At 44.7% G+C, this 26,586-nt stretch carries 22 protein-coding genes; 6 read left to right on the top strand and 16 right to left on the bottom strand.

Features of this window, described 5'->3' with window-relative positions; all coding sequences use genetic code 11:
- Positions 1-67 precede the first annotated feature (67 nt).
- A complete protein-coding gene (locus tag K7G75_RS10880; RefSeq protein ID WP_222984274.1) occupies positions 68-2,395 on the top strand; it encodes an ATP-dependent helicase in 2,328 nt (775 codons plus the stop codon).
- A gap of 80 nt (positions 2,396-2,475) precedes the next feature.
- Positions 2,476-3,096 carry an L-threonylcarbamoyladenylate synthase gene (locus K7G75_RS10875; protein WP_222984273.1) on the top strand — a complete coding sequence of 207 codons (621 nt, stop codon included), beginning with the start codon at positions 2,476-2,478 and terminating at the stop codon, positions 3,094-3,096.
- A 55-nt stretch (positions 3,097-3,151) separates the two neighbouring features.
- On the opposite strand, the gene K7G75_RS10870 is transcribed toward K7G75_RS10875, so the two are convergent.
- The 3 genes from K7G75_RS10870 to K7G75_RS10860 form a co-directional block, all read right to left on the bottom strand.
- Positions 3,152-4,024 (bottom strand): OmpA/MotB family protein, encoded by an 873-nt coding sequence (locus tag K7G75_RS10870; protein WP_222984272.1) that lies wholly within the window; start codon positions 4,022-4,024, stop codon positions 3,152-3,154.
- A 96-nt stretch (positions 4,025-4,120) separates the two neighbouring features.
- Complete coding sequence (locus K7G75_RS10865; RefSeq protein ID WP_222984271.1) at positions 4,121-5,122, bottom strand: glycosyltransferase family 2 protein; 1,002 nt, start codon at positions 5,120-5,122, stop codon at positions 4,121-4,123.
- 12 nt (positions 5,123-5,134) lie between these two features.
- Complete coding sequence (locus K7G75_RS10860; protein ID WP_222984270.1) at positions 5,135-5,581, bottom strand: type I restriction enzyme HsdR N-terminal domain-containing protein; 447 nt, start codon at positions 5,579-5,581, stop codon at positions 5,135-5,137.
- 26 nt (positions 5,582-5,607) lie between these two features.
- Between K7G75_RS10860 and holA the strand changes: the two genes are divergently transcribed.
- On the top strand, positions 5,608-6,609 hold the full coding sequence (gene holA, locus K7G75_RS10855) for a DNA polymerase III subunit delta (protein ID WP_222985013.1): 1,002 nt from the start codon (positions 5,608-5,610) through the stop codon (positions 6,607-6,609).
- 1 nt (position 6,610) lies between these two features.
- Here the strand turns inward: holA and K7G75_RS10850 are convergent, their stop codons facing one another.
- The 5 genes from K7G75_RS10850 to uvrA form a co-directional block, all read right to left on the bottom strand.
- Positions 6,611-6,988, bottom strand: coding sequence for a DoxX family protein (locus K7G75_RS10850; protein ID WP_222984269.1), 378 nt, complete (start codon positions 6,986-6,988; stop codon positions 6,611-6,613).
- A gap of 103 nt (positions 6,989-7,091) precedes the next feature.
- Positions 7,092-9,503 (bottom strand): alpha-ketoacid dehydrogenase subunit alpha/beta, encoded by a 2,412-nt coding sequence (locus tag K7G75_RS10845; RefSeq protein WP_222984268.1) that lies wholly within the window; start codon positions 9,501-9,503, stop codon positions 7,092-7,094.
- A 161-nt stretch (positions 9,504-9,664) separates the two neighbouring features.
- A complete protein-coding gene (locus K7G75_RS10840; RefSeq protein ID WP_262420331.1) occupies positions 9,665-12,403 on the bottom strand; it encodes a gluzincin family metallopeptidase in 2,739 nt (912 codons plus the stop codon).
- Between the two features lie 107 nt (positions 12,404-12,510).
- Entirely contained in the window at positions 12,511-13,197 is a 687-nt protein-coding gene (locus K7G75_RS10835) for an LOG family protein (RefSeq protein ID WP_222984267.1), read from the bottom strand.
- A 17-nt stretch (positions 13,198-13,214) separates the two neighbouring features.
- The gene (gene uvrA, locus K7G75_RS10830) at positions 13,215-16,076 is read right to left on the bottom strand and encodes an excinuclease ABC subunit UvrA (protein WP_222984266.1); all 2,862 of its coding nucleotides are present in this window, start codon (positions 16,074-16,076) and stop codon (positions 13,215-13,217) included.
- Positions 16,077-16,179: 103 nt separating this feature from the next.
- Here uvrA and K7G75_RS10825 point away from each other — a divergent pair, with 103 nt between their 5' ends.
- Positions 16,180-16,704, top strand: coding sequence for a hypothetical protein (locus K7G75_RS10825; RefSeq protein WP_222984265.1), 525 nt, complete (start codon positions 16,180-16,182; stop codon positions 16,702-16,704).
- A gap of 1 nt (position 16,705) precedes the next feature.
- Here K7G75_RS10825 and K7G75_RS10820 read toward each other — a convergent pair whose 3' ends face one another.
- The 4 genes from K7G75_RS10820 to K7G75_RS10805 all read right to left on the bottom strand — a co-directional run bounded on the left by K7G75_RS10820 (position 16,706) and on the right by K7G75_RS10805 (position 20,234).
- Positions 16,706-17,227, bottom strand: coding sequence for a DUF1579 family protein (locus K7G75_RS10820; RefSeq protein WP_222984264.1), 522 nt, complete (start codon positions 17,225-17,227; stop codon positions 16,706-16,708).
- Between the two features lie 67 nt (positions 17,228-17,294).
- Complete coding sequence (locus K7G75_RS10815) at positions 17,295-18,080, bottom strand: DNA alkylation repair protein (protein WP_222984263.1); 786 nt, start codon at positions 18,078-18,080, stop codon at positions 17,295-17,297.
- Between the two features lie 5 nt (positions 18,081-18,085).
- Positions 18,086-18,862, bottom strand: coding sequence for a TIGR03915 family putative DNA repair protein (locus K7G75_RS10810; protein WP_222984262.1), 777 nt, complete (start codon positions 18,860-18,862; stop codon positions 18,086-18,088).
- 109 nt (positions 18,863-18,971) lie between these two features.
- Positions 18,972-20,234, bottom strand: a complete 1,263-nt coding sequence (locus tag K7G75_RS10805; protein WP_222984261.1) for a putative DNA modification/repair radical SAM protein — start codon at positions 20,232-20,234, stop codon at positions 18,972-18,974.
- Between the two features lie 192 nt (positions 20,235-20,426).
- Between K7G75_RS10805 and K7G75_RS10800 the strand changes: the two genes are divergently transcribed.
- Positions 20,427-21,185, top strand: coding sequence for an XRE family transcriptional regulator (locus K7G75_RS10800; protein WP_222984260.1), 759 nt, complete (start codon positions 20,427-20,429; stop codon positions 21,183-21,185).
- Between the two features lie 22 nt (positions 21,186-21,207).
- On the opposite strand, the gene K7G75_RS10795 is transcribed toward K7G75_RS10800, so the two are convergent.
- Genes K7G75_RS10795 through K7G75_RS10780 form a run of 4 tightly spaced genes read right to left on the bottom strand, consistent with a single transcriptional unit; the run spans position 21,208 to position 25,101 of the window.
- Positions 21,208-21,912 carry a hypothetical protein gene (locus K7G75_RS10795; protein WP_222984259.1) on the bottom strand — a complete coding sequence of 235 codons (705 nt, stop codon included), beginning with the start codon at positions 21,910-21,912 and terminating at the stop codon, positions 21,208-21,210.
- Entirely contained in the window at positions 21,909-22,826 is a 918-nt protein-coding gene (locus K7G75_RS10790; protein ID WP_222984258.1) for an ATP-grasp domain-containing protein, read from the bottom strand. The genes K7G75_RS10795 and K7G75_RS10790 overlap by 4 nt, the downstream gene beginning before the upstream one ends.
- An 11-nt stretch (positions 22,827-22,837) precedes the next feature.
- The gene (ggt, locus tag K7G75_RS10785; protein WP_222984257.1) at positions 22,838-24,520 is read right to left on the bottom strand and encodes a gamma-glutamyltransferase; all 1,683 of its coding nucleotides are present in this window, start codon (positions 24,518-24,520) and stop codon (positions 22,838-22,840) included.
- Positions 24,508-25,101: an acyl carrier protein phosphodiesterase gene (locus tag K7G75_RS10780; RefSeq protein ID WP_222984256.1), complete on the bottom strand. Its 594-nt coding sequence runs from the start codon at positions 25,099-25,101 to the stop codon at positions 24,508-24,510. The genes ggt and K7G75_RS10780 overlap by 13 nt, the downstream gene beginning before the upstream one ends.
- A 92-nt stretch (positions 25,102-25,193) precedes the next feature.
- On the opposite strand from K7G75_RS10780, the gene glmM reads away from it, so the two are divergent.
- Complete coding sequence (gene glmM / locus K7G75_RS10775; protein ID WP_222984255.1) at positions 25,194-26,585, top strand: phosphoglucosamine mutase; 1,392 nt, start codon at positions 25,194-25,196, stop codon at positions 26,583-26,585.
- The last annotated feature ends 1 nt before the right edge of the window (position 26,586 follow it).

Below are 26,586 nucleotides of genomic sequence, written 5' to 3'. Positions count from 1 at the left end.
ATTGAAAGGATGATTTTAGCATGCGCCCATTATTGGCTAATTTCACCCTTGGTTTTAAAAACAAAAGGTGGACTCTTTTTTAGATGAACTCAATGATGCGCAGCGGGCTCCTGTACTCCATAAGGAGGGTCCGTTGATGGTGATAGCCGGGGCAGGTTCGGGAAAAACCCGTGTATTGACCTATCGCATTGCCCATTTGATGCAAGAGGGTGTTGATGCCTTCAATATCTTGGCCTTGACCTTTACCAACAAGGCCGCCCGGGAAATGAAGAAACGGATTGCGGCCATAGTCGGCGAATCGGAGGCCAAGAACCTGTGGATGGGGACGTTCCATTCCGTTTTTGCCAGATTGTTGCGCTATGATGGCGATAAGTTGGGATTCCCGAGCAATTTTACCATCTATGATACCCAGGATTCGCAAAGATTGATTGCATCCATCATCAAGGAAATGGGCCTGGACAAGGACATCTACAAATACAAACAGATCCAAAACCGGATTTCATCCTACAAGAACAGCCTGATCACGGTGAAAGCCTATTTCCAGAACCCGGAGCTGGTGGAGGCCGATGCCATGGCCAAGCGTCCTAGGTTGGGCGAAATTTACCGGAACTACGTTGATCGTTGTTTCAAGGCCGGGGCGATGGACTTTGATGATCTTTTGCTCAGGACCAATGAGCTGTTGACCCGTTTTCCGGAAGTCTTGGCCAAATACCAGGAACGTTTCCGCTATATTTTGGTGGATGAGTACCAAGACACCAACCATTCCCAATATTTGATCGTAAAAGCATTGTCAGACCGTTATCAAAACATTTGCGTGGTTGGTGATGATGCGCAGAGCATCTATTCCTTTCGTGGAGCAAATATTAGCAACATCCTGAACTTTCAACGGGATTATGATGATGCAACGGTATATCGCCTGGAGCAAAATTACCGTTCCACAAAAAACATAGTCAATGCGGCCAATTCCATCATTGCAAAAAATAGGGACCAATTGCAAAAAGTGGTTTGGACCTCAAATGATGAAGGGAACAGAATAAAGATCCATCGCAGTATAACCGATGCGGAGGAGGGAAGGTACGTGGCGAGTTCCATTTTTGAAACCAAGATGCAGAAGCAGCTCCTGAATGGTGACTTTGCCGTGTTGTATCGGACCAATTCGCAATCACGGGCCATTGAGGATGCCCTGCGGAAACGGGATATTCCCTATCGCATTTATGGAGGCCTTTCATTTTATCAACGTAAGGAGATCAAGGATGTACTGGCCTATTTGAGATTGATTGTGAACCCGAAAGATGAGGAAGCCCTAAAACGGGTCATCAACTTTCCTGCGAGGGGCATCGGGTCGACTACCATAGACCGATTGATTGTTGCCGCCAACCATTATGGACGTTCCATTTATGAGGTGATGGAAAATTTGGGGAAACTGGACCTCAGCATCAATGCGGGTACCCAACGAAAACTGGAAGATTTCGTAACCATGATCAAGAGTTTCCAGATAATGAACGAGAGCACGGATGCCTTTACCTTGGCAGAGCACGTAGTGAAAAAAACAGGACTAATTCTTGAGTTCAAAAAGGATGGCACCCCGGAAGGTGTGGCCCGCATGGAAAATATTGAGGAGCTTTTGAACGGGATCAAGGATTTTGTGGAAGGTCAGAAAGAATTGGTGGATGCAACAGGAGCCTTGTCGGAGTTTTTGGAAGATGTTGCCCTTGCCACGGATATGGACAAGGAAGTGGGCGATGATGACCGTGTCGCATTGATGACGATCCATCTGGCCAAGGGATTGGAATTTCCACACGTATATGTAGTGGGCATGGAAGAGGATTTGTTTCCGTCCGCCATGAGCATGAACACACGCAGCGAACTGGAAGAGGAACGGAGGTTGTTCTATGTCGCCCTCACCCGGGCCGAAGAGCAGGCGATCTTGACCTATACCCAAAATCGGTATCGATGGGGAAAGCTTATAGATGCGGAACCCAGCAGGTTTCTTGAGGAAATCGATGCGCAATATGTGGAGAACCTAACACCTGTGAATGACGGCTATCGTTACAAATCATTGATAGACGCCGATATTTTTGGTGATGTGGACAAAAGCAAATTGCGACAGGTGAAACCCAAGAACGGCACACCTCCGCGCATTCAACAACCGAATGAGCAGCAATTGAGGAGACTTAGAAAATTAAAACCAGAACTCTCCAACCCAGCCAGTACTACCAGCGCCAACGATTTGAATCTGTCGGAAGGGACTTTGGTAAACCATACCCGTTTTGGCAAAGGAAAAGTTTTGAAGATAGAAGGCATCGGAAATGATAAAAAGGCCGAAATACAATTTGAGCAGGGCGATGTGAAAAAATTATTGCTTCGTTTTGCGAAATTGGAAGTGTTGGGCTGAAAGGTTGCACCTCATGGGGTCCGTTTTTATCGGAAGAATTCTCTTTTTTGCACTAACTTGCATAGAGGGCAAAAAACACTATGGCAGAATTCATCAAACTTTATGAAGAAAACCCGAATCCAAGGCAAATTGCCAAGATTTGTGATATCCTAAGAAAGGATGGATTGATCATTTATCCTACGGATACGGTCTATGGCCTGGGTTGTGATATCACAAATACAAAAGCATTACAAAAAATTGCACGGATTAAGGGAGTGAAGCTGGAAAAGGCCAATTGGTCTTTCGTCTGCGCGGATTTGAGCAACCTGTCCGATTTCGTCAGACAGATTGACGCGCCCACTTTCAAGCTTTTGAAACGGGCACTTCCTGGGCCGTACACCTTTATTTTGCCTGGCAGCAACAATCTTCCAAAGGATTTCAAACGGAAAAAGACCGTCGGGATACGTGTTCCGGACAATGCCATTGCCAGAGCCCTTGTTTCTACCTTGGGGAATCCAATCGTCTCCACTTCCATTTATGATGAAGATGATGTTTTGGAATATACCACAGACCCGGAACTCATTTATGAAAAGTGGCAAAATCTGGTAGATGTTGTGATTGATGGCGGATATGGTGGCAATGTTGCCTCCACCGTAATTGATGTATCGGAAGGGGAGCCAGTGGTTGTGCGCGAGGGTAAGGGCAGTCTGGACATTTTATAAAATGGCATAAAAAAAAGCGGCCTAAAGGCCGCTTTAATATACTATCAAGGACTTTTTAGTTACCAGAACCACCAATGGCCGGGTCTTTCATTCCCTCTTCAATCATACTATAGAACTGATCGATTTTTGGAAGGACCACGATACGGGTTCTTCTGTTCTTGGCCCTATCGGTAGCGCTATCATTGGACACCAATGGAACATAATAACTTCTTCCAGCGGCGGTCATCCTAGCAGGATCCACACCGAAATCATCCTGAAGAATCCGCACAATGGATGTTGCCCTTTTGGCACTCAAATCCCAGTTGTCCAAAAGCACACCGCTTCTGTAGGGAACATTGTCCGTATGGCCTTCCACCATGAATTCAAAGTCAGGTTTGTTGTTGACCACTTTCGCAACTTTGCCCAAAACTTCTTTGGCCGCATTGGTCACATTGTAGCTTCCGCTGCTGAACAACAATTTGTCAGAAATGGATACGAAAACAACACCTTTCTCAACGCTGACCTCGATGTCCTCGTCATCCAAGTTGCCCAGAACACCTTTTAGGCTTTGTACCAGTGCCAGGTTAACAGAATCACGACGGGTGACGGCATCTTGCAGTTTTCTAATGGTCAAATCTTTTTCACGCAGGCTTTCCAAGGATTTCTCAAGGTTTTCAGCACCCTTGGTAGTGAGCGTGGTCAAATTGCCCATGTTGTTGATCAACTCTTGGTTGTTTGCCTTTAAAAATGAATTTTGGTCCTCAAGTGTTTTCAATCTTGAATCGGCAGTGGCTTTTTCTTCCAAACAATCGTTGAGCTTAACGGTTGCCGAGTTCAATAAATCTTGGGTTTCCTTTTGCTTGGCCTCAAGTTCGGCATATTTCTTTTGAGACACGCATGAAGACAATAGAACGGCCATGGCCAGGGTTCCTAGAAAAACTTTTTTCATAGTTCAGAGTATTATTTTAATGGTTGTTAGACATTTCGAAGTAAAAAACACGAGCCAAAATTATAGAAAAAGCAAAGCTTGTATTCTTAGGTATCGTTAATCTTTTACTAAAATGTTAAAATTCTTTACCTGATGTACGAAGTGGGACCACACTATGGATGTTGTGGCATGGTACTTTAGGATAAAATTAGCTTTCTCCCGCTTTTTGTACATTTTCCTAAAGTTAGCATAAAAACTCAAATGCGCTCGAAGAACGGCCCAACAATGATTGAACTTCAACTGAAATATAAAACGAAGCGCCGCTATACCGTCCAGCAACAATCTTAGCAAGATAATCGGGTATGCTTTTCTCCTGGGGAGATTTTTGGTGATGGAATACAAAGAATTCCTAAAATTTAAATAGGTCTTCGTGGGATTCATGTTGTCCAGGGTGGAGCCTCCAAGATGGTACACATGGCTTTTGCCCACATAATATACTTTGTGTCCCATGTTTTTGGCCCGCCAGCAAAGGTCGATCTCCTCCTGATGGGCAAAATAGTCCTCGTCAAAACCATTGAGATGCTTGTACACATCCGCCTTTATGAACATGCATGCGCCCGTGGCCCAGAACACCTCCTTGACATCGTTGTACTGGCCTTCATCTTTTTCCAATGCCTGGAAGATTCTCCCCCGACAAAATGGATATCCCAACTGGTCAATAAATCCACCGGCGGCACCTGCGTATTCAAAATAGTCCTTTCTTTTTAAATCCAGTATTTTAGGTTGGATGATGACAGCTTCCGGTAACGATTTGAACGCTTCAACAATGGGTGGAATCCAATTTGGGGTAACTTCAACATCAGAATTCAACAAGCAGTAAATGTCGGCGTCTATATCCTTAAGACCATCGTTGTATCCTTTGGCAAAGCCACCGTTCACCTCATTTTGAATAACACGGATAGTGGGATGGGCCTCTTCAATAAATGCTACCGACCCATCTGTGCTGGCATTGTCCACAACGTAGATGTCGGCCTCATTGGAATGGGCCAGTGCTGGGGGAAGATACTTTTGGAGCAATGCCTTCCCGTTCCAATTGAGTATGACAACGGCAATCTTCAAAACGGGAGCAAATTAACGGCTAAAATCAGGAATTTCCTTCAAAAACTGGTATTTTTCGTTTTCAAAGTCCATTTTACAGCAGTAGTGTTCCATGCCATTGGTAACCATAAGGTAGTTTGATTTCAAGGCGTAATTGTATCGGGCAATTTGGTCGAAGGTGTTTTGGGTGATTTTGACCTCGGGAGCCTTGCATTCAACAAGCAAATGAATTTTTCCATCCGGATTGAAGACCACAATGTCATAGCGCTTTTTCAATTTGTTCACCACTAGTTGCTTTTCCACATTGATCAGGCTTTTGGGATATCCTTTTGCAAAAACCAGAAAGTGGACCACATGTTGGCGCACCCATTCCTCGGGCTGGAGTACCACAAACTTTTTACGGATACCATCAAAAATATAGAGGCTATTTTCGCTACTTTTGAGTCGAAACGAGTATTTAGGAAAGTTCAATGCTTGCATTGGACAAATTTGATGATTTTTTCTCAATGGAGCGGATAAAGGAGATTGTGGGCGCCATAGATGCGCGGAAACCCAAACCCATTTATTTTTTGATGGGGGAGGAGCCTTACTACATTGATAAGATTTCCCAATACATAGCCGATAATTTGTTGACCGAGGAAGAACGGGGGTTCAACCAAATGGTGCTCTACGGAAAGGATACCCAAGTTGATGAGGTAATTGCCAACTCCAAGCGGTTTCCCATGATGGCGGATTATCAGGTGGTCATTGTGAAGGAGGCCCAACATTTGTCCCGAAACATTGAGAATCTGGTAGGCTATGTTGAAAACCCCCAGTGGTCAACCGTTTTGGTGGTCTGCTACAAGTACAAAAAACTGGACAAGCGGAAGAAGTTGTACAAGGCCATACAAAAGAACGGGGAACTCTTTGAAAGCAACAAGCTGTACGAGAACCAAGTTGCCGAATGGATACGGAGGACCCTGGCAGGGAAAAAATATAGGATATCACCCAAGGCCTGCATACTTCTAGTGGAATATTTGGGAACGGACTTGAGCAAAATTGGCAATGAACTGGATAAATTGATGCTTGTAATCCCATCCGCAGATGAGATTACCCCCGAGGCCATTGAAAAACATATAGGAATCAGTAAGGATTACAACAACTTTGAGCTAAAAAAGGCCATTGGGGAAAAGGATGTAAAAAAAGCTTCCAGGATCATCGACTATTTTGCCCAGAACCCAAAGGACAATCCCTTCGTGGTCACAATAACCCTGATGAACACTTTTTTTACACAGCTATTACAATATCATGGACTGAGCGACCATTCCCCCGCGAATGTTGCCAAAGTGCTGGGCGTAAACCCATACTTCGTAAAGGAATATACCATAGCGGCCAAAAACTATCCAATGAAAACAGTAAGCCGGATCATTTCAAGTCTTCGTGAGCTTGATCTTAAGGGAAAGGGAGTGGGCGCCAACAATATTGGCCATGCCGATCTTTTAAAGGAGTTGCTGTTCGAGGTTGTTTGACCTACCTCTTGTCCACACTGTACTTCCCAGGACCCAACAGGAAAATAACCACAAAGAAAACCAGGAATAACAACGCTTTCTCCTTTGTTGCAAAGGGATCTGCAGCGTGTATCATAAAGGCAGCAACAAACATGGCAATGGCGGCCGGTATGGCAGCCCAACGGGTTTTAAAACCAATGATCATGAGCACGGGACAAACGAACTCCGCTATCACCGCTAAGAAAAGGGTAGGGGCTTCACCGATACCGAAAGGATTGGCAAACTCCGTATTTCCATTCACCAGTTTCATCAATTTAGGATAACCATGGGTAAGCATAAATGCCGAAGGCAGAATTCTAAGAAGTGCAAGACCCAGGTGTATCAACAAGTTGTTTTTCATTATGGGGGATTTTAAACTTTGTGAAAGTAAAAAATATTGTTTCAATGACAACAAAAACCGTCGAAATAAATTTCTGCCGAGATATGATTTTGTAACCTGAAGGCTATCTCAACCTTGGGTATGAAACAGGATCGGCCTCGTTCATAATCTCATAAACTTTTTCAAAAATATCCTCCGCATTCGGTTTGGAAAAGTAGTCACCATCGGAAGCATATGCAGGCCGATGGGCCTTTGCGGTAAGGGTTTGTGGGGTGCTGTCCAAATAGTGATAACCACCCTGTTCTTCCAGTATTTTTTGTAGTAAATATGCTGAACACCCGCCTGGAACATCTTCATCGATTATCAATAACCTGTTGGTCTTTTTCAGACTTTCCACCGTCTCATGTGCCAAATCGAAGGGCAACAGCGATTGCGCATCAATGACCTCGGCATCAATGCCGACTTCCAGAAGTTCTTGGGCCACTTTTTCAACTATCCGCAGTGTTGATCCGTAGGATAGCAAAGTAATGTCGTTCCCTTCCTTTAACCTTTCCACCTTTCCTATAGGGGTACAAAAATCTCCTAAATTTGTGGGTTTCTTCTCTTTAAGCCGATAACCATTCAGACTCTCTATAACCAAGGCGGGTTCATCACTTTTCAACAAAGTATTGTAAAAACCGGCAGCTTGGGTCATGTTCCTTGGGGTCAGGATATACATGCCCCTTAGCAAATGAATTAGCCCGCCCATTTGGGAACCGGAATGCCAAATGCCTTCCAGTCGGTGCCCCCTGGTCCTGATGATAAGGGGTGCTTTCTGTTTGCCTACCGTGCGGTATAGGAGGGTGGCCAAATCATCGCTCAAGGTCTGGAGGCCGTACAATATATAATCCAAATATTGGATTTCCGCTATGGGCCGTAGGCCCCGCATGGCCAAACCAATGCCTTGCCCAATTATGGATGCCTCGCGGATGCCTGTATCCGCAACGCGAAGTTCCCCATATTTCTTTTGCAATCCTTCCAGGCCCTGGTTCACATCACCTATATTCCCTGTATCCTCTCCAAAAACCATGGCTTCAGGATACTTTTCAAAAAGGGCATCAAAATTATCGCGCAGTATGATACGCCCATCCACTTCCTCAACATCCTTGTCGTAGTTTGGCAAGACCGCTTTCACACGAGTGGCACCATTTGGCAGTTCGCTGTACAGATGTGAGCTGTATTTAGGCTGGCTGTTGTTCAAAAATGTGGCTATCCACTGCTGTAGTTGCTTTTTCTCCGGGGATTCTTCACCAAGTAGGTATCGCAGTGCAGTACGGGACTTGGATGCCAAATCTTTTTTTAAGGGTTCATCAATGGCGATGAGGTCGTTTTTCAATTTGGAAATAAATGCTCGGTTGGGGCTTTTTGAAGCTGCAGCGTCAAGCAGATGCACCAACTCTTTCTTTGCTTCAATATGAGGCTTTAGGAAGGTAGCCCATGCCTCCTTTTTGGCGACCCGTACATGTTGTTTGATTTCCCGCTCAATGGCTTTTAGTTCATTTTCATTACTGATGCCATTGGCTATGATCCATTCCCTAAAACGTTTGTTGCAATCGTTTTCCCGTTCCCATTCCAGGCGCTCTGCGGATTTGTACCGCTCATGCGAACCCGACGTGGAGTGTCCTTGAGGCTGTGTTAACTCGGTTACGTGGATTAGCACCGGCACATGGTTCTCGCGTGCAATTTCGCCGGCATTTTCAAATGCATGGATAAGCGCGGTGTAATCCCACCCCTTGACCTTTAAAATTTCAAATCCGGCATTTTCATCATCGCGCTGGAACCCTTTCAGGGCCGATGAGATATTGCCCTTGGTGGTGTGGTACTCCGCTGGGACCGATATGCCATATTCATCATCCCAAACACTGATGACCATGGGCACCTGCATAACGCCGGCCGCATTGAGGGTCTCAAAGAAGTGTCCTTCACTGGTGCTCGCATTTCCTATGGTGCCCCAAGCCACTTCGTTCCCATTGTTGGAAAAATTGGATTGGTCAATCTCCTTGAGGTTTCGGTATATTTTTGAGGCCTGTGCCAACCCCAACAAACGTGGCATCTGCCCTGCGGTGCAGGAGATATCGGCACTGCTGTTCTTTTGCTTGGTAAGGTTTTTCCAGGTGCCATCTTCATTTAGGCTATGGGTCATGAAGTGGCCTCCCATCTGCCTTCCGGCACTCATCGGATCCTTTTCCAAATCGGTAGTGGCATAAAGCCCGTGAAAAAATTCTTTCGGGTCCAAAAGTCCAAGGGCCATCATAAAGGTTTGATCTCTATAGTAACCACTCCTGAAATCCCCATCTTGAAATGCCCTGGCCATGGCCAACTGGGGCAATTCCTTACCGTCACCAAAAATTCCGAACTTGGCTTTTCCGGAGAGTACCTCACGCCTTCCCAATAAACTACATTCCCTGCTTAGTACCGCCGTTCTGTAATCCTGAAGAATCTGTGACTGAAAATCATCAAAAGAAATATCATTTTGAGTACTCGGGTCAGGCTTCATAGAGTATGGGTTGCTTTTTTGCAAAACTACAAAAACCCATCCAATTTGCCAACAAGGGAATACGTTAACAAATTATAAATATGACAAAAAAATGTATAATTTAAAACAGATACTTCAGAATATTGGATTTCAATGGGTTTAAAAATATGAATTCATCAAATTTAAAACCATTTACGGGTAAAGAGACCAATAAGTGTTCTTGGGCTTATGGTGACCACAAAACGAATACGCTGCCCATAATCATCCTGTGCAATTTCCCAACCTCTTTTGGAGTAGACCGGAAAGTACAGTTCAAAATAATCCGTAACCAAGTTGAGTCGGATTCCGGAATCGTAGACAAAACGGGCGTCATCACCCCGGTTTTTGATGAAACCAATATCTCCATAGGCCTCCACCCATCTCCAAATGTTCGTGCTAGCGTTGGTGGTGGCTATCCAATCATTGGCAAACGGATTTTCGAGCTGTGATTTGAAACCACCCTCGGCAATTATTATTTGTTGGCTATAGATCCCCGAGTCTTCGGACCTACCGAGATAGGCCAGGTCGAACATATAATCCGTGGGCCTATCCAAAGCAAAACTGAAAAAGTCGGAGTTGGTCTGGTTTCTTATAAACTTTCCGGCATAGAACCTCAAATTCAATTGCCTGTTGCTCTGGAACAATTTTCGGTATTCCATTTCAAAGGCCAGTTTGGTAAAATCACTGGAATGTTGGGCATCCAAAAACCAAGAGGTATAGTTGAGAATGTTATTGTCCACATCCCCAAACCGCAGGTTTAGAACACCATAATCTGGCTCGGTATCGATTTCATCCACCAAAGTATCATCAATATTTCTGAATACACCCCTATAACGTAATAGCAAGGTCTGTCGCCTATTGGAGAGGAGGTCATTGGGCCTCCAACTTAGGCTGATTGCGGGAGTGAGCGTCGTGAAACGGGAATTGGTCTGAAAATGGGACGTAGATCCTGTAAATGAATAAGTTGAGGCATACAACCCTGTTTTTTGATGGTATTTCCTATATCTGAAACTCGCCTTCCCAACCATGGTCTTTTCCAAGAAGGAATATGTGGGGGAGATGTCATATTGAAAAGGCCTTTCAAGGAAGGTCTTGTTGTATATCCGAAGCCCGGGCGTGACCCCATCATACACGTTGAAGTTGACAATTGGAACGTAAAAAATCTGATTGTAATACGGATTTTCCGTGTCCTTGAAAAATTGAAACTTCAGTTTTTTATTGCTTGAGAAAAAACCATTTAGGGTTTTCCAGTTGTCCCGCTGATTGAACTCCGGAATTTTTTGATCATAGTTCAGCACCAAACGGTCCTCACCATTTCGCGGAATGGTCACAGTTTTAGAGGTGTCAATATCGGAGAACCAGTAATGGGACACCACCGAATCCTTTTGCAGTCCGAAAAGGGAAATGGGCACATTGGTTCCCTGCTTGTTTTTTAGCACCACTTGGATGGAATCTTCCAATTTGGTGATTTTCTTTATCTTAAAATCAATTTTTTTATCGGAGCCAACATATTCATCAAAAAACCAGTCCACGTTTTTATCTGCAACTTGTTCAATGGCGGTTCGAAAATCTTCGGCATCAACCCTTGGATCTAGTCTGTGGTCCCTATAAAAACGTACAATGCTACTATCCACTTTTTGGTCTCCCAAATACGCCGACAGATAGGACATGCCCAACCCTGCCTTGTATCCATTGGCTATTTTCTGGTTGAACTTTATCAGCGAATCGTTGGGTGTCGTTAGGGCCTGGTCAATGTTCTTTCTAGCGGATAGCATACTGAACAGGGCATATTGCTCATTAAAATCCATCTGTGCCAGATTAAAACCTTTGAATCCCCATATTTTGGAAAGCTTGCCCGCAAGCTTCTGGTCGGGATAATTTTCTTCAACAAACTTGATCATTAAATAATACCCAATGGCATCCTCTACCCATCTTTCCCTTCGATGATTCAGGAAAAGTGTTTCCTTCAAGAAGTTTCGGGTTGCCGTTTTCAAGAACTTCATCTCGAACTGAAATTGTTCCTCATACGGACGGATAAATGGAGGCAGCTGATTGATACCATAAAGTGGCAAGGTATTGTAGTCGAACTCGCTGACCAACAAGTTTTTATGTGGGTATTCTCCAAGGTTTTCTGTAAGGAACTGGGCAATCCTGTTTATGGAAATACCCTGGGAAATTGCATCATACTTATTGGATTCCAGGTCTGTTAAAATAGTGAAATGCGGGGTGATGTGTTTGGTGAACCTTTTGTTGCTGCCGAGGATAATTTCACAGGTTTTTCTGTCCGACCCTTTTAAATTGATGTACTGGCCTCCAGGAAAATCGGTATTGCTCCACTGGTCGAAGTTGGAGGAAAGAAATAATTTAGGGGGATATTTTAAGTGGATGGTGGTTTCCATAACCTCAGTATACAGGTCATTGAGGTTCACATTGTCGTATAGTAACCATTCCTTGTCAAATACGGCAGGGGTTAAATACCAATCCTTCAAATAGTATTCCCCATTAGGATAAAAACCATAGGCCGTGAATTTTGCATCGGGCAACTTTACGATGTAGGTAAAGAACAACTGAATGGATTCCCCTGGAGCTAAAGGTTCGTGAAGATTTATCGAAATAATGTCCCTGTTGCCAAGTCGTTTCCAGTCAAGACCGGAATAGTCATCACCGACTATCGTCTTGATTTCCGTCCAACCGCGTTCCCTTTCCTTTGCTAAATGTAGACTTCGGTTGAACTCTTCACCAAAGCGCTTGGCCAATTTTGTGTTCTTGTTGGCATAGGCATGGTTCCAATCGTTAAAATACAGTTGGGTCAGGCCTGTTTCGGATTTGTTTGCATAGGTGAAGCGTTGGGTGACCTGGATTTCCTTTGTTGTTCCATCCAAGGTTGCAGTAATCTCGTTTCTGTGTTGTGCCCATGAAAAATGGACGACCAAAAGGAACGCGAGCAACAATAAAAAAGGGGAACGGGTACAAACCAAAGGACAGCGAGTTAGAAGTTGGGACTCAGGTTACGCTTCTTATAAAAGTCATCTATGATATTGACCACCTCATCTTCGGTGTCTACCAGTTTGATCAGGTCCAGATCTTTCGGGCTTATGTTGCCTTGTTCCAACAAGGTATTCTTAATCCAATCGATCAGGCCTTTCCAGAATTCCGTTCCTACCAAAATAATGGGAAACTTGTGTATTTTATTGGTCTGTATCAGGGTAAGGGCCTCAAAAAACTCATCCAGTGTTCCAAAGCCTCCCGGCATCACCACAAATCCCTGTGAATATTTCACGAACATTACCTTTCGGACAAAGAAGTAATCAAAATCCAAACTCTTATCATTATCTATAAAAGGATTGTCGTGTTGCTCAAATGGAAGGTCGATGTTCAGGCCCACGGAGATGCCTCCGGCCAGACTTGCTCCCTTGTTACCAGCCTCCATGATTCCCGGACCGCCTCCGGTAATTATTCCGTAGCCCGCCTCCGCAACACGCTGGGCCACTTTTACGGCCAAATCATAGTAAGGTTGGCCGGGTTTTACACGGGCGGAACCAAAAATGGAAACGCAGGGCCCAATGGCACTCATTTTCTCGAACCCGTTCACAAATTCTCCCATTATTTTAAAGATGGCCCAGGAGTCATTGGTCTTGATCTCGTTCCATCCCTTGATGTGCTGTTCTTTTCGCATTTGCATGTCCTTTTGTATTAAACGGCCCTGGCCACCTTTTGCTTGTTGTTTTGCAATTCCTTTTTCAAAAATTTGGCAGTATAACTTTTATCATCCCCAGCCACTTCCTCCGGTGTTCCAACGGCTACGATCATGCCGCCACCTCGACCCCCTTCGTATCCGATGTCAATGATATGGTCCATCATTTTGATTACGTCCATATTGTGCTCTATCACCAAAATGGTATTGCCCTTGTCCACCAATCGGTTAAGCACTTCCATAAGCACCCGTATATCTTCAAAATGTAGTCCCGTTGTTGGCTCATCGAGGATGTAAAACGTGTTGCCAGTATCACGTTTGGAAAGCTCCGTGGCCAACTTTATCCGTTGTGCCTCGCCTCCCGATAGGGTAGTGGATTGCTGTCCCAAAGATATATAACCCAATCCCACATCTTTTATTGTTTTTAGCTTACGGTAGATTTTGGGAATATTCTCGAAAAAATCCGCAGCCTCATTGATGGTCATTTCCAGCACATCGGCAATGGATTTACCCTTATACCGAATCTCAAGGGTTTCCCGGTTGAACCGCTTGCCATTGCAGGTTTCACACTCCACGTAGACATCGGGAAGAAAGTTCATTTCAATGACCCGAAGACCACCGCCCTTGCAGGTCTCACATCGCCCCCCGGCCACATTGAAGCTGAACCTGCCAGGTTTGTAGCCCCTTATGGTAGCCTCCGTGGTTTTGGCAAAGAGTGACCTGATTTCGCTGAACGCTCCGGTATAGGTCGCTGGGTTGGACCGTGGGGTCCGCCCGATGGGCGATTGGTTTATGTCGATTACCTTGTCAATATGTTGTAGTCCAGTAATCTTTTTATACGGCATGGGTTTTTTCACCCCATTAAAGTAATGGGCGTTCATGATAGGGTAGAGGGTCTCATTCACAAGGGTGGATTTGCCACTGCCCGATACACCCGTTACACCTATCAATTTTCCCAAAGGAAACTCTGCTGTAACATTTTTGAGGTTATTGCCCGTGCAGCCCGATAGCACAATATTTTTGCCGGTGCCTTTTCTGCGTTTTGCCGGTACCGGGATTTCCAGTTCTCCGGTGATATATTGTGCAGTCAGGGTATGATGGTCTTTCAATTCATGTGGGTTTCCCTCTGAAATGATCTCGCCCCCATGTTTTCCGGCCCGTGGACCGATATCGATTACATGATCGGCGTGTTCTATCATGTCCCTGTCGTGCTCCACCACAATAACGGAGTTCCCGATATCCCGAAGGGATTCCAGGGAACGGATCAATCTTTCATTGTCCCTTTGATGAAGGCCGATACTGGGTTCGTCCAATATATACAACACCCCTACCAATTGCGACCCAATCTGGGTGGCCAAACGAATGCGTTGGGCCTCTCCTCCCGAGAGGGATTTTGAACTTCGGTGCAATGAAAGATAATCCAAGCCAACATCCAACAAAAAACGGATGCGGGTCTTTATCTCTTTGATTATTTCCTCGGCAATTTTCTTTTGATTTCCTTCCAAACTGTCTCCGAGTTGCTCAAAAAAATCAGCAAGCTCGGCTATATCCATCTTGGCCAGTTCGGCAATGTTCTTTCCACCGACCTTAAAATAAAGGGACTCTATGCGCAATCTTGCCCCATTGCAGCTGGGGCACTGGATTTTGTCCATATAATCCTTTGCCCAGCGCCTAATTGAAGTGCTATTGGCTTCCTCAAACTGCGTTTTTATGAAGTGGGAAATGCCCTCATAGTCAATCTTGTACTGCCTTTTTACCCCCAGGGTCTTGGAATCCACCTCAAAGCTTTCCTTGCCCCCGTTCAGAATGATGTCCAGGGCCTCTGCAGGAATTTTGCTTATGGGATCTCCGAGATCAAAATCATACCGCTGGGCGATGGTCTCCAATTGCTTGAAGGCCCATGATTTTTTGTACTCGCCCAAAGGTGCCAATCCTCCAGCTTTAATGGATTTTTTTCTATCGGGAATGATTTTTTGCTCATTGACCTGGTATACATGGCCGAGACCATTGCATTCGGGACACATCCCTTTTGGAGAGTTGAAGGAAAAAGTATTCGGCTCGGGAGCAGGGTAGGAGATGCCGGTGGAGGGACACATAAGGTCCCTGCTAAAGTAGCGCGGCTCTGTTTCCCCTTCTTCGAGCATCATGAGCACGTTGTCACCACTGTACATGGCCGTATTGATGGTCTCACTAAGTCGCTTGTGAAATTCTTCGGTATCCGAAACCTTCAATCGGTCGATGACGATTTCAATATCGTGGGTCTTGTAGCGGTCAACCTTCATGCCTTTGACGATGTCCAAGATTTCACCATCAACCCTGACCTTTACAAATCCTTGTTTGGCAATCTGCTCGAATAACTCCCGATAATGGCCCTTTCTGGACTTTACTATCGGCGCCAACACGTTGATTTTTTTATCCAGATAGGTTTCAATGATCAAATCCTTGATTTGCTCATCAGTGTAACTCACCATTTTTTCACCTGTGGCGTAGCTGTAGGCATCACCGGTACGGGCAAAAAGAAGGCGAAGAAAGTCGTATACCTCGGTAATGGTGCCCACTGTGGACCGGGGTGATTTTGAGGTGGTCTTCTGTTCAATGGCAATCACGGGAGAAAGTCCATCAATCTTATCCACATCGGGTCGTTCCAGTCCGCCAAGGAACTGTCTTGCATAGGCTGAAAAGGTCTCAATATAGCGCCGTTGGCCTTCGGCATAGATGGTGTCAAAAGCCAAGGACGACTTCCCACTTCCGGAGAGCCCGGTGATTACCACCAGCTTTTCCCTGGGGATGGTTACGTCAATGTTTTTGAGGTTATGGACCCTTGCCCCTCGGACTTCAATGTTTTCTTCGTAGTTGATCATAGCACAAGACGCTAAGGTACGGGTTTGGCACGTAAAAAGGAAACCGCTTTCGTTTTCATTTTGTTTGGGGAAGACCTATTTTTGGACGCTAAAAAGTAAATTCATGAAAATACTGGGCATAGGCTCTCGCATTGACCATCCCGAATACGGAAAAGGGGTGGTAACAAATGTTTCCTCACGACATTATTGGGTCACTTTTTTAGAAAAGGGATTGGAGACCATCGATTTGGATTCGGAATTTGAGGTGATTGAAGGTTTGGAAGACGATGTGGACACGGTAAGCTTTTTCGATGTGGAACGGTCATTGGTCAAGATTTTGGAAAAGTGGAGCGACACCCATGAGAAAGTACCGATTGCGGACAAGTGGAAGGGCGGAAAATTGATCTTGGAACCTGGCGACGCCCTGGCCAATAAGGAAATGCCCATCGACACCTTTTTCCATAAAATCGTGATGGTACGTGACCGCATTCGGGTGATGGAACAAAAAATAAACAGCAGTCCTAACTTGGATGATCAGGAAAAAGTGGACCTGCAACAATATGTTACCCGCATTTATGGCAGTTTGACCAGTTTTAACGTGCTGTTCAAAAATGAAAGTGATCGTTTTGTGGGGGAGCGGAGCAAATGATTTATTTTCTGGTGAAAACGGCACTATAGCCAAGTTCCCATTCGCCACTGGCCCGTAATTCCATAAGTTCCAATACGATTTTGTTTTCTTCAATTGTAAAGAGGCTCCTAATGTTTATGCCATTTTCAAGCTGATTGGAAAAAGGATTGACCCCCGCTAGGTGAAGTTGATCAAGAGCAGGATCAAAATGGCCAGATTCAAAGACTTTTTGCAAAGTACCGCTGTACAGATATGTGGACTGGAATTTTTTTGAACCCGAATCGTAACCAATAAATTGGGAATAATACCGTACATATCCCTCGCCGTTCAGGGTGCAGTCTATTTTTATGTACGTATTGCCCAAAACCCAATCTGCGGACATTGTTCCGGTTTCAATATTGGTACTACCGTCCGTTCGAAATTCCTTTGATACATGCTCCCATGAGCCTACAAAGCCTTTCAGACTTTGCAAATTGACTTCTTGTCCATAGCTTATTGTTGTAAACAGCCAAACAAATAACAGGATGGATGAAACGAGTCTCATAACGTTTGTTTATATACACAAGATACTAAACCTTTTAGCAATTAACTATTGTTCAAATCAATGGTCGTCAAGCTATCCCCAATTCGATAACCATTTCTCTTGCCCACGCAACATCACGTTTTAGTAAATTTCTCAAGGCGTGTTTAATAATCCAATTTCTATTTTGTGAGGATCTGGGAACCCAACCTTCTATCAGTTCTTTTCCCAAAGTTTCGTTGTCCTTTAAAATGTCATTAATGCAATTTGCCACAGATTTCTGGACATACCTGCTGTTGTCATCCTTTAAATTTTCCAGAATTGGTAAAATGGGAATTGGGTTTTCAATGAATTGATCCAATTTTTGGGCCCAGGGCAGCCGTGGCCTTACCCCTTCACTGCTGAGCCGTCGCACGTGCTTGTTACCGTCTTTGGACCAAGCATACATTGTTTTCAAGGTTTCGTGGGGATAAGCTTTTAAAAAGGGCCTTATGGCATATTCCCCCGTATTTCGTTTGGTGATTTCATAAATTGCCTTCATGGATGTTTGAAGATTTTCGAATCCATATTTTTCAACGTATTTGGCAATGGGCATCACCCAATAATATTGCTTGAACATGCCCGTTTCTTTATCATTTTCAGGGCCGAGAACTTCCATCAATTGACTTATAGCTGTGTCATAATGCCCGGGCAAATATATTTTAAGCGCATCGGCAATGCACTCAATACGGTCCTTCAATTCAAGCCCCTCTACTTTATTTTCTATTTCGTGAACAAAGGAGGTTTTATCAAAATCCACTTTGTTTGCCAACAGTTTATCGGCAAGTAGTTCTGCCAATTCTTTATCAAACCAAAGTTTTAGTTGTTTATATTCCATTAAGGTTAAACCGCTTGCTTCTTTTCACTAAGATACTTCCAATATCGTTTGGGCACATGCTGTCTGTGCAGTTTTGGGTTGATGCGGGATTTGATGTGTGTGCTGCGGAAGTAATCGTTCCATAGCGTTTGGTAATCGTATTCCTCATTTACAAAGGCATCACTTTTCCGAATCTTGTTGTGGTGAATGTCCTTTAGGTTAAGTGACACCATTTCCACATGGTCCAGATTGTAATAGATGCCATAGTTGCGTTTTACGTCATAGATCAGCCACTGCTGGTCTGCGTAACGGTTACGGAAATGCTTTGAAATCAAGGGCAGGACATCAAAATCTGGTTCGATATTGGCAAAGTAGATATCATCCTTGGTCAATTGAAACCGCACAAAAGCCTCCATACGGTGTTTTTCGCGCCCTACTTTTCTGGCCAATTGGTTGATGTAAAGGACAATGTTATCGGAATAATCGATTTGTTTGCCACTTTTGGTGGTCATCAACTTTTGAATATAGGTGTAGAGCATCAGTTCCACACCCTCGGTTTCACTCAAAAAGGCAAAATACACATTGGAAATGGCATTGTGGCTCTTGTTGCGGATACCGTTCCATACCCTCTTGGCCTTTTCCACATGGGTGAAGACCGTTTCCGTCTCCGAGAACAATCCGTTTTGCACTTCACTGTTCTTCTGGATGTCCGCCACATTGATTTTTTCATCAAAAGCGACGAATACGGCGGTTAGAAATCCATTAAAACTGCCGTCATAAATTAAGGTTGTTGAAGGTTTCATAGTTTTATATTTCGTTTTCGTGTCCTTTCTAAGTAGCTTATGACAAATAAATCTAGATTTCCAACATGCGTTCCAAATGACATTATTGATAATTGCACATTGTCCATTGCTAATTGAATAAAGCCAATTGATTGCCGTATTGTTTTCTAAACTTACCCGTCGAGTTTTGCAAAATCAATCCTTTGATTTTGGCTGCATCCAAATCACGGCGTTCCCAATTTTTGGAATCACAAACCATAAAATACTTGGCTCGGTTAAATGCAATTCCAATTTTCTTTAGGTGGCCCCAATTCAGTTTCCGAAACTTTCGGGCATGTAAAATCTTGTTTACTGAATTCATACCCACCCCAGGAATTCTTGCTAGCAACGCTTTTTCTGCTTTGTTGATATCCAAGGGGAATAAATGCATGTTCCGCAAGGCCCAGGAAAGTTTTGGATCCACATCCATATCCAAGTTGGGATGGTCGTCGTTCACTATTTCATTGACCGCAAATCCGTAAAATCGCAGCAACCAATCGGATTGGTACAATCGATTTTCCCGAAGCATGGGTACTTGGGATCCAATGGCAGGCAGACGGGAATCACCAGCCACAGGTACATAGCCCGAATAATAAACCCTGCGCATTTGATATTTTTTATAATAATAGGTTGCCGAATACATGATGTCCTTATCCGTTTCCCCAGAGGCACCAACGATCATCTGGGTACTTTGGCCAGCTGGGGCATATTTTGGGGTGCTTTTAATGATTTTGTGCTCCGCATTGTACTTCACAATCTCGTTCCGCACCTTGAGCATGGGCTTGGTAAAATCCTCGTGTTTTTTATCCGGTGCCAACAATTTGAGTCCGGAAATGGTTGGCACCTCAATGTTTACGGAAAGTCTGTCGGCATACAGCCCAGCCTCGTACATCAATTCGTCGCTTGCTCCGGGAATCGATTTCAAATGGATGTAACCGTTGAAGTTTTCCTCCACACGGAGTTTTTTGGCCACTGCCACCAAGCGTTCCATGGTGTGGTCGGCACTTTTGAAGATGCCCGAACTCAAAAACAAACCTTCAATATAGTTTCTACGGTAAAAGTTGATGGTGAGGTCCACTACCTCCTGAATCTTAAAGGCCGCTCTTTGTACATCATTGCTTTTCCGGGTTACGCAATAGGCACAATCGAATATGCAATGGTTGGTAAGCAGTATCTTTAAAAGCGAAATGCAGCGACCGTCCTCTGTGTAACTATGGCATATGCCCATTTTTGATGCATTGCCCAGCCCCTTGTTCCTATTGGTCCGGTCACTACCGCTGCTGGCACAGGACACATCATATTTTGCCGCATCTGCCAGTATGTTCAATTTCTCCTGTATTCTGTTGAAGTCCATACTTTTTGGAAATAATCCAATCAAAGATATGGATATAATCCAAATAATGGAAATAATCCATAATTATTTTTGGAAATAATCCAATTTTACTATATTTGAGGAATAAAGTCAATGAGAACGCCGTAAAGAGGTAGTAAAAAGGAATCTGAAATGGATCTCTATAGCGCTCGACCTGACTCCAATAACTTTTGAATGGAAAACGAACTTACCTTAAAGCGATTTACGGACCTCAGAAGGGAATTGGGCTATACACAAGCTGAGTTTGCCGATTTGCTGGGAGTGAAAAACACCACGGCCGATATAGAAAGGGGGCGGACCAAACTTTCCGGAAAAGTGGTAACCGAACTCCTGAAACAGTTCAAGATTAATCCGCTATGGCTTTTTGGCGAAAGTGACCAAAAACATTTGGAGACTTCCCGAACCAGTGTAATTCCCAAAGTGGTCACCGTGGATAGTTCCGATCAGGACAATATGGTGTTGGTGAACGCCAAGGCGGCGGCGGGGTATCCGCAGAACATTGCCGATACCAGTTGGTATCGACAGTTGCCTGCCTTTGATTTGCCCATTCCGGAATTTAGAAACGCCACTTACCGTGGTTTTCAGGTGGAAGGGGATAGTATGCTTCCCAGTTTGAGGCCCAACGATTGGGTCTTGGCAAGGGCCATTGAGCATATCGACCATGTGAGTCCGAATAAAATATATGTTGTGGTACTACAGGACTCGGTAATGGTAAAAAAGATTGAAAGAAAGCCCAATTCCAACAACATCACCTTGGTATCGCTGAATGAAACCTATCCTCCTTATGAAATAAAACCTTTTCAAATTCAGGAGATTTGGGAGGTGAGTAGCAAGCTTACATTCAATATGGACGCCACATCGGATAGTGGGCTGCTTCGTCAATTGCAACAATCCATGGATGAGCTTAAGAAGAAAATGGAGGAAAAGGCTTGAATCCTTAGAATTTTGAATCGGTTCAGGGATTAAATCCCTTCACATCGCCCATGCTTAGTGTAATGGGTCCTATTTTGTGGGATTTTGGTAGTTGGGCACCACTTGATGTGGTTACCCAGTCACTCCAAGAGGCCCTGACTCCGCCAACGGGTATGATTTTTACCCACATCTTAAAAGCATACGGGCGCCCGTTATCCTCCAGCAGCCACAGATAACTGTCCCCGGGAGTGCTGCCTCCGGAAGTATAGGTGACCATAAGTCCTTTGGCACCGTCTTCCAGGGCCACAATACTGCGCTGAGTGCCTACGTCAAAAACTTTGTAGGGAGCAACAAGCCAGAAGGAATCGTTGTTGAACATTTTCACGGCATCTTGCACAAGTTCCATTTGCTCTGTCGCGGTAACAGATAAACCGTTGACTTTTACCTCGGAGGCCGATGCATTGGTAAGGTCCAAATGGACTTCGTTATCATCCCATTTTACCAAACAAACACCTTTTGCCCTGTCCCACTCATACTCGTTTGCACCTGCACGGTAAGACCAATGCAGAAAGCGGGTGTCTGCATACTTTTCATGGTCCAGTGCATCCAACATCTTCTGCGCCAATGCGTCAGCTTCGGATCCGGTTGCTCCCGACGGCAGCGGTTCGTGCGCAAGAAATCCCCAAACAACTCCCGATAGCAGCAGTATCCCAATAAAAAGCCCAGTTATCTTCAATATCATCTTCATGAAAACATTCTTTTTTTGATGGCTTTGGCCAATACCTTAGCAGCTTCAGGTTGCATCCGAAACCAAAGTTCGGGTTCAAAAATCTCCAATTCGGCCAAGGCCCATTCCCCATAGTTGTCCTTAAAAATATCGACCCTCGCATAAAGTGGCAGCGATGGGGTTGCCCGAACCACTCTTTTTGCAAAATCGATTTGTTCATCCGTAGGCTTGTAGGCATGTACAGACCCACCAAAATCATCTTGAACCCGAAAATCACCAGGTTTGGCAACCTTAAGCACGCCATGCGTGAATGCTCCATCAAACACCATCAACGAAATCTCTCCTTCGCCGACTATGTGATGTTGAAATTCTTGCAGCATCATCGCTTCTTGGGCAATCAATTTTTGAAAAATAGTGTCGTACTCCGCCAAATCCCTTCTATTGAATTTATAGGTGTGCCTTGCTGCTCCCGACACACAGGGTTTCAACACAAAATTATTACATTGGAAACCAAAGGTCATATCCGCTTTTTCAAGCGCCTGTTCCAAATTCAATTGTTCTTCCCGTTCTATAAAAATCGTATTTGGAATGTTGATGCCGTGATCATGTAGATCACGCAAATAATGCTTGTCGATATTCCATTCAATCAGGGCTTTGGGGTTTATGAATTGGGTGTGCTCGGCGGTTTTGCCAAACCATTTTGAAAATTCTTCCAATCGGTCAAAATAATCCCATGTGGTCCTAAAAAGCGCATATTTGGTGGTTGACCAATCAAAATTAGGATCATCCCAAGATTTTCTGATTACGCTGAGACCTTGTTCCTGGAGCGCTTCCAAAATCAAATGGTCTTCCAAGAGTATATTTTCCACGTATGCTCCCTTTTTCGTGGGGTTGATATACCTGTTATCCGTTAAAACGACTACATCAAAGTTCATCGACGCCAGCGTTAAAAGCCTGCTGCGGTATCGTCGCCCCGTTTGTCCGCCCCTCCTTCCAGCGAACCGTTGGGCAGTACCCGAATGGCGTCCACTTTACCGATTACCGGGGTGCGCCCTTCCAGAATTTCGTACCCTTTGGATTGAAGTGCTGTTTTGACCGCTTCTGGGAAGCCTTCTTCCTCAAACTTTATGACGTCGGGCAGCCATTGGTGATGAAACCGAGGTGCGTTGACCGCTTCCTGCATGCTTAGGTTAAACTCGTACACACTCAAAATGGTCTGTGCTACCGCTGTGATGATGGTGGACCCACCCGGAGTGCCAACCACCATATAAAGCTGTCCTTCCTTTTCCACAATGGTAGGCGTCATGCTGCTCAACATTCTTTTTTGGGGCGCAATGCTATTGGCTTCTGCGCCGATGAGGCCATACATATTGGGTACTCCGGGCTTGGCGCTGAAATCATCCATTTCATTATTGAAAAAGAAACCAAGCTCATCGCTGTACAGCTTGGATCCATAAGCACCGTTCAGGGTTGTTGTGGCAGAAATGGCATTTCCTTCAGAATCGACAATGGAGTAATGGGTGGTTTCCATACTTTCCACTACTTCTACTGCGCCGTAGGAAACTTCTTCGGAAGGCGTTGCCTTTTCAAAGGAAAAATCGGAAAACCTTGCCGCCAAATAGGCATCGTCCAGTAACACGTCCAACGGAATGTCCACAAAATCGGGGTCGCCCAAAAAGAAATTTCTATCGGCATAGGCGCGCCGAGCAGCCTCCGTAAACAATTGTATGGTTTTTGGTGAGTTGTGTCCAAAACGGGCTATGTTGTAGGGTTCCATCATCTTAAAAATTTGATTGATGGTTACCCCTCCACTGCTTGGCGGACTCATTGTGATTATCCTTAAGTCCTTATAGTCAAAGGTGATGGGTGCTCTCCATTTGGCCTCATACTGGGCCAAATCTTCCTCAGTGATATAACCGCCCTGTTCCTGGATAAAGGAGGCCAGTTTTTGGGCCACTTCACCTTTGTAAAAGCCATCCCTGCCATGAAGAAGTATTTTTTCCAAAGTGGTTGCCAATGCGGGATATTTTATGGTATCACCCATTTTGTATACCGTGGAAAACTTTGTGCTGTCACCGTTAACCTCCACAAACTGATTTCGGTGTTTTTCCAGTCTCTCCCCTTGTTTTTCGGTCACCACAACACCTTTATTCGCAAGGGCAATAACAGGCTCCATAATTATCCGTAGGGGAAGGGTGCCAAATTTTTGATGTACTTCGATAACACCGGCAATGGTCCCAGGCACCCCTACCGCAGTGGCCCCAACCGTGCTCATGTTGGGTACCACATTTCCCAAAGAGTCCAGGTACATATCCTTGTGGGCTGATAGCGGGGCTTTTTCCCGATAATCCAGCCCGCCAATATCCCCGTTACTTTTTCTGTACACCATAAAACCTCCTCCACCCAGATTGCCAGCATAAGGATAGGCGACTGCCAGTGCCAGTTCCGTGGCCACCATGGCATCAAAGGCATTGCCTCCTTGCCTCATAATCTCCACACCTATTTTTGAGGCTTCTTCACGAGCAGAGACAACCATTGCTTTTTCAGCAACCAGTCCCGTAGGCGGTGCGGGCTGTTGTCTACAGTTAACCAATAAGATAAGGGGCAATAGAAATATCAATCTTCGCATAGTGAGATGAATTTTTGACGGGAAAAGGTAATCAATTCTGAAAAAAATGTGGTGAACTCGGTTTCAAAATCAGTGTAATGCTCCTTAAGATCCGTAATGGCCAAATCCATCCTGGATTTGTTTTTGGTTCTGCGGTTCATACCACTTAGGACGTTGGAGATGCCCGATAAATTGGCATAGTTCAGCAACCAGTTATCTGTAATCATATAGGGCATCATTTGTTTGGTGCGTATGGGCAAAATTCCAGAATTCTCTTTTAAAAGGCCATAAAACCTTGTCACAAATTCTTCCAAAGGAACCTCGGAATACAGCTTCCAATTTTTTGCCAGAAAATGATCATAGAAAATATCTACAATGACTTGGCTATAGTGCCCATAGTTTTGGTGCAAACGCCTGCTGCTCTTTTTGGCTATCGGGTGGGAGTCGGTATAGGTGTCTATTTCCCGATGCAAAATAATTCCTTTTTGCACCTTGTCGGGTAAATGCTGGTATTTGTTGCCTCGGATGTGGTCGGCAAAAAAATTGCCCAATGTTATTTCCGGGTCATCAAAGGAAAGATAAATGTGGGCCAGGAAATTCATGGGATTATTGGGTTTTGTGGTGAAATTTACAAATTCGAAACATGGAATAGGGAACAGCCCTTTATATTTGCAAAAACTTTTTCAACAGGTATATGACACTGATCAAATCAATCTCGGGGATACGGGGAACCATTGGGGGCCGCACAAACGAAAACCTAACGCCCTTGGATGCGGTCAAATTTGCGGCTGCTTATGGCACGTGGTTGAAGGGCTACACCCAAAAGGAGAAATTGACAGTTGTCATTGGGAGGGATGCCCGAATCTCTGGTGAGATGATCCAAAATTTAGTGGTGTCGACTTTAGTGGGATTGGGCATAGATGTGATTGACCTTGGACTTTCCACAACACCTACCGTGGAAATTGCCGTGCCTTTGGAAAAGGCAGATGGAGGTATCATTTTGACTGCAAGCCATAATCCAAAACAATGGAATGCATTGAAGTTGTTGAATGAAAGAGGAGAGTTTTTGGATGCCGAGCAGGGCATAAAGATCTTGGAATTGGCCGAAAAGGAGGATTTTGAGTTCGCAGAGGTGGATGAGTTGGGCAAAGTTGTTAAAAATGATGCCTATATCGACATTCACATTGATGAAGTCCTGAACCTAACGTTAGTGGATGCAGATGTTATAAAAGAAAAGCGTTTTAAGGTCGTGGTTGATGGGGTGAATTCCACAGGAGGCATTGCCATCCCAAAATTATTGGAGTCGTTTGGTGTAGAGGTGGTCAAACTCTATTGTGAGCCCACCGGCCATTTTCCCCACAATCCCGAACCATTGAAGGAGCATTTGGGGGATATTTGTAAAAAGGTGGTTGAGGAAAGGGCAGATTTTGGCATTGTAGTGGATCCCGATGTGGACCGATTGGCCTTTATCAGCAATGACGGGGAAATGTTTGGCGAGGAATATACCTTGGTTGCCTGTGCGGATTATGTTCTTGGCAAGACCAAGGGGAACACGGTATCCAATCTCTCTTCCTCGCGGGCCTTGCGCGACGTTACGGAAAAACACGGAGGGCGTTACGAGGCTGCTGCCGTTGGTGAGGTGAACGTTGTGACCAAAATGAAAGCTATCAATGCCATAATAGGGGGTGAGGGCAATGGTGGAATCATCTACCCTGAAAGCCATTATGGTCGGGATGCCCTGGTCGGCACCGCCCTGTTCTTGATGCTATTGGCAGAAAGAGGTGGAACAGTGGCAGAGCTTCGAGCGACTTACCCCAGTTATTTTATGAGTAAAAAGAAGATTCAGTTGACGCCCGACCTGGACGTGGACAGTTTACTCGATGCCATGCACAAGAAATACAAAGATGAAAAGGTTTCGACAATCGATGGGGTAAAGATTGATTTTCCGGAAAACTGGGTACATCTGAGAAAGTCCAATACGGAGCCTATCATTCGTGTATATACGGAAGCGAAATCGCAAACGGAGGCCGATGACCTTGCAGATATGATTATTTCTGAGATTAAGGAAGTTGCAAAAATAAATTAAA

It is taken from the genome of Flagellimonas meishanensis (genome assembly GCF_019880545.1).
GTDB classification, from domain to species: Bacteria; Bacteroidota; Bacteroidia; order Flavobacteriales; family Flavobacteriaceae; genus Flagellimonas; species Flagellimonas meishanensis.
This window is presented reverse-complemented; position numbering and strand designations above follow the sequence as displayed.

Excerpts from the sequence above, each read along its gene's own strand:
- K7G75_RS10810 (WP_222984262.1), bottom strand. The coding sequence starts at position 18,862 with ATGAAACCTTCAACAACCTTAATTTATGACGGCAGTTTTAATGGATTT.
- K7G75_RS10795 (WP_222984259.1), bottom strand. The coding sequence starts at position 21,912 with ATGAAGATGATATTGAAGATAACTGGGCTTTTTATTGGGATACTGCTG.
- uvrA (WP_222984266.1), bottom strand. The coding sequence starts at position 16,076 with ATGATCAACTACGAAGAAAACATTGAAGTCCGAGGGGCAAGGGTCCAT.
- K7G75_RS10850 (WP_222984269.1), bottom strand. The coding sequence starts at position 6,988 with ATGAAAAACAACTTGTTGATACACCTGGGTCTTGCACTTCTTAGAATT.
- holA (WP_222985013.1), top strand. The coding sequence starts at position 5,608 with ATGGAGCGGATAAAGGAGATTGTGGGCGCCATAGATGCGCGGAAACCC.
- K7G75_RS10790 (WP_222984258.1), bottom strand. The coding sequence starts at position 22,826 with ATGAACTTTGATGTAGTCGTTTTAACGGATAACAGGTATATCAACCCC.
- K7G75_RS10800 (WP_222984260.1), top strand. The coding sequence starts at position 20,427 with ATGGAAAACGAACTTACCTTAAAGCGATTTACGGACCTCAGAAGGGAA.
- K7G75_RS10875 (WP_222984273.1), top strand. The coding sequence starts at position 2,476 with ATGGCAGAATTCATCAAACTTTATGAAGAAAACCCGAATCCAAGGCAA.
- K7G75_RS10825 (WP_222984265.1), top strand. The coding sequence starts at position 16,180 with ATGAAAATACTGGGCATAGGCTCTCGCATTGACCATCCCGAATACGGA.
- K7G75_RS10805 (WP_222984261.1), bottom strand. The coding sequence starts at position 20,234 with ATGGACTTCAACAGAATACAGGAGAAATTGAACATACTGGCAGATGCG.
- K7G75_RS10820 (WP_222984264.1), bottom strand. The coding sequence starts at position 17,227 with ATGAGACTCGTTTCATCCATCCTGTTATTTGTTTGGCTGTTTACAACA.
- K7G75_RS10780 (WP_222984256.1), bottom strand. The coding sequence starts at position 25,101 with ATGAATTTCCTGGCCCACATTTATCTTTCCTTTGATGACCCGGAAATA.
- K7G75_RS10845 (WP_222984268.1), bottom strand. The coding sequence starts at position 9,503 with ATGAAGCCTGACCCGAGTACTCAAAATGATATTTCTTTTGATGATTTT.
- glmM (WP_222984255.1), top strand. The coding sequence starts at position 25,194 with ATGACACTGATCAAATCAATCTCGGGGATACGGGGAACCATTGGGGGC.
- K7G75_RS10860 (WP_222984270.1), bottom strand. The coding sequence starts at position 5,581 with ATGCAAGCATTGAACTTTCCTAAATACTCGTTTCGACTCAAAAGTAGC.
- ggt (WP_222984257.1), bottom strand. The coding sequence starts at position 24,520 with ATGCGAAGATTGATATTTCTATTGCCCCTTATCTTATTGGTTAACTGT.
- K7G75_RS10815 (WP_222984263.1), bottom strand. The coding sequence starts at position 18,080 with ATGGAATATAAACAACTAAAACTTTGGTTTGATAAAGAATTGGCAGAA.
- K7G75_RS10835 (WP_222984267.1), bottom strand. The coding sequence starts at position 13,197 with ATGCGAAAAGAACAGCACATCAAGGGATGGAACGAGATCAAGACCAAT.
- K7G75_RS10870 (WP_222984272.1), bottom strand. The coding sequence starts at position 4,024 with ATGAAAAAAGTTTTTCTAGGAACCCTGGCCATGGCCGTTCTATTGTCT.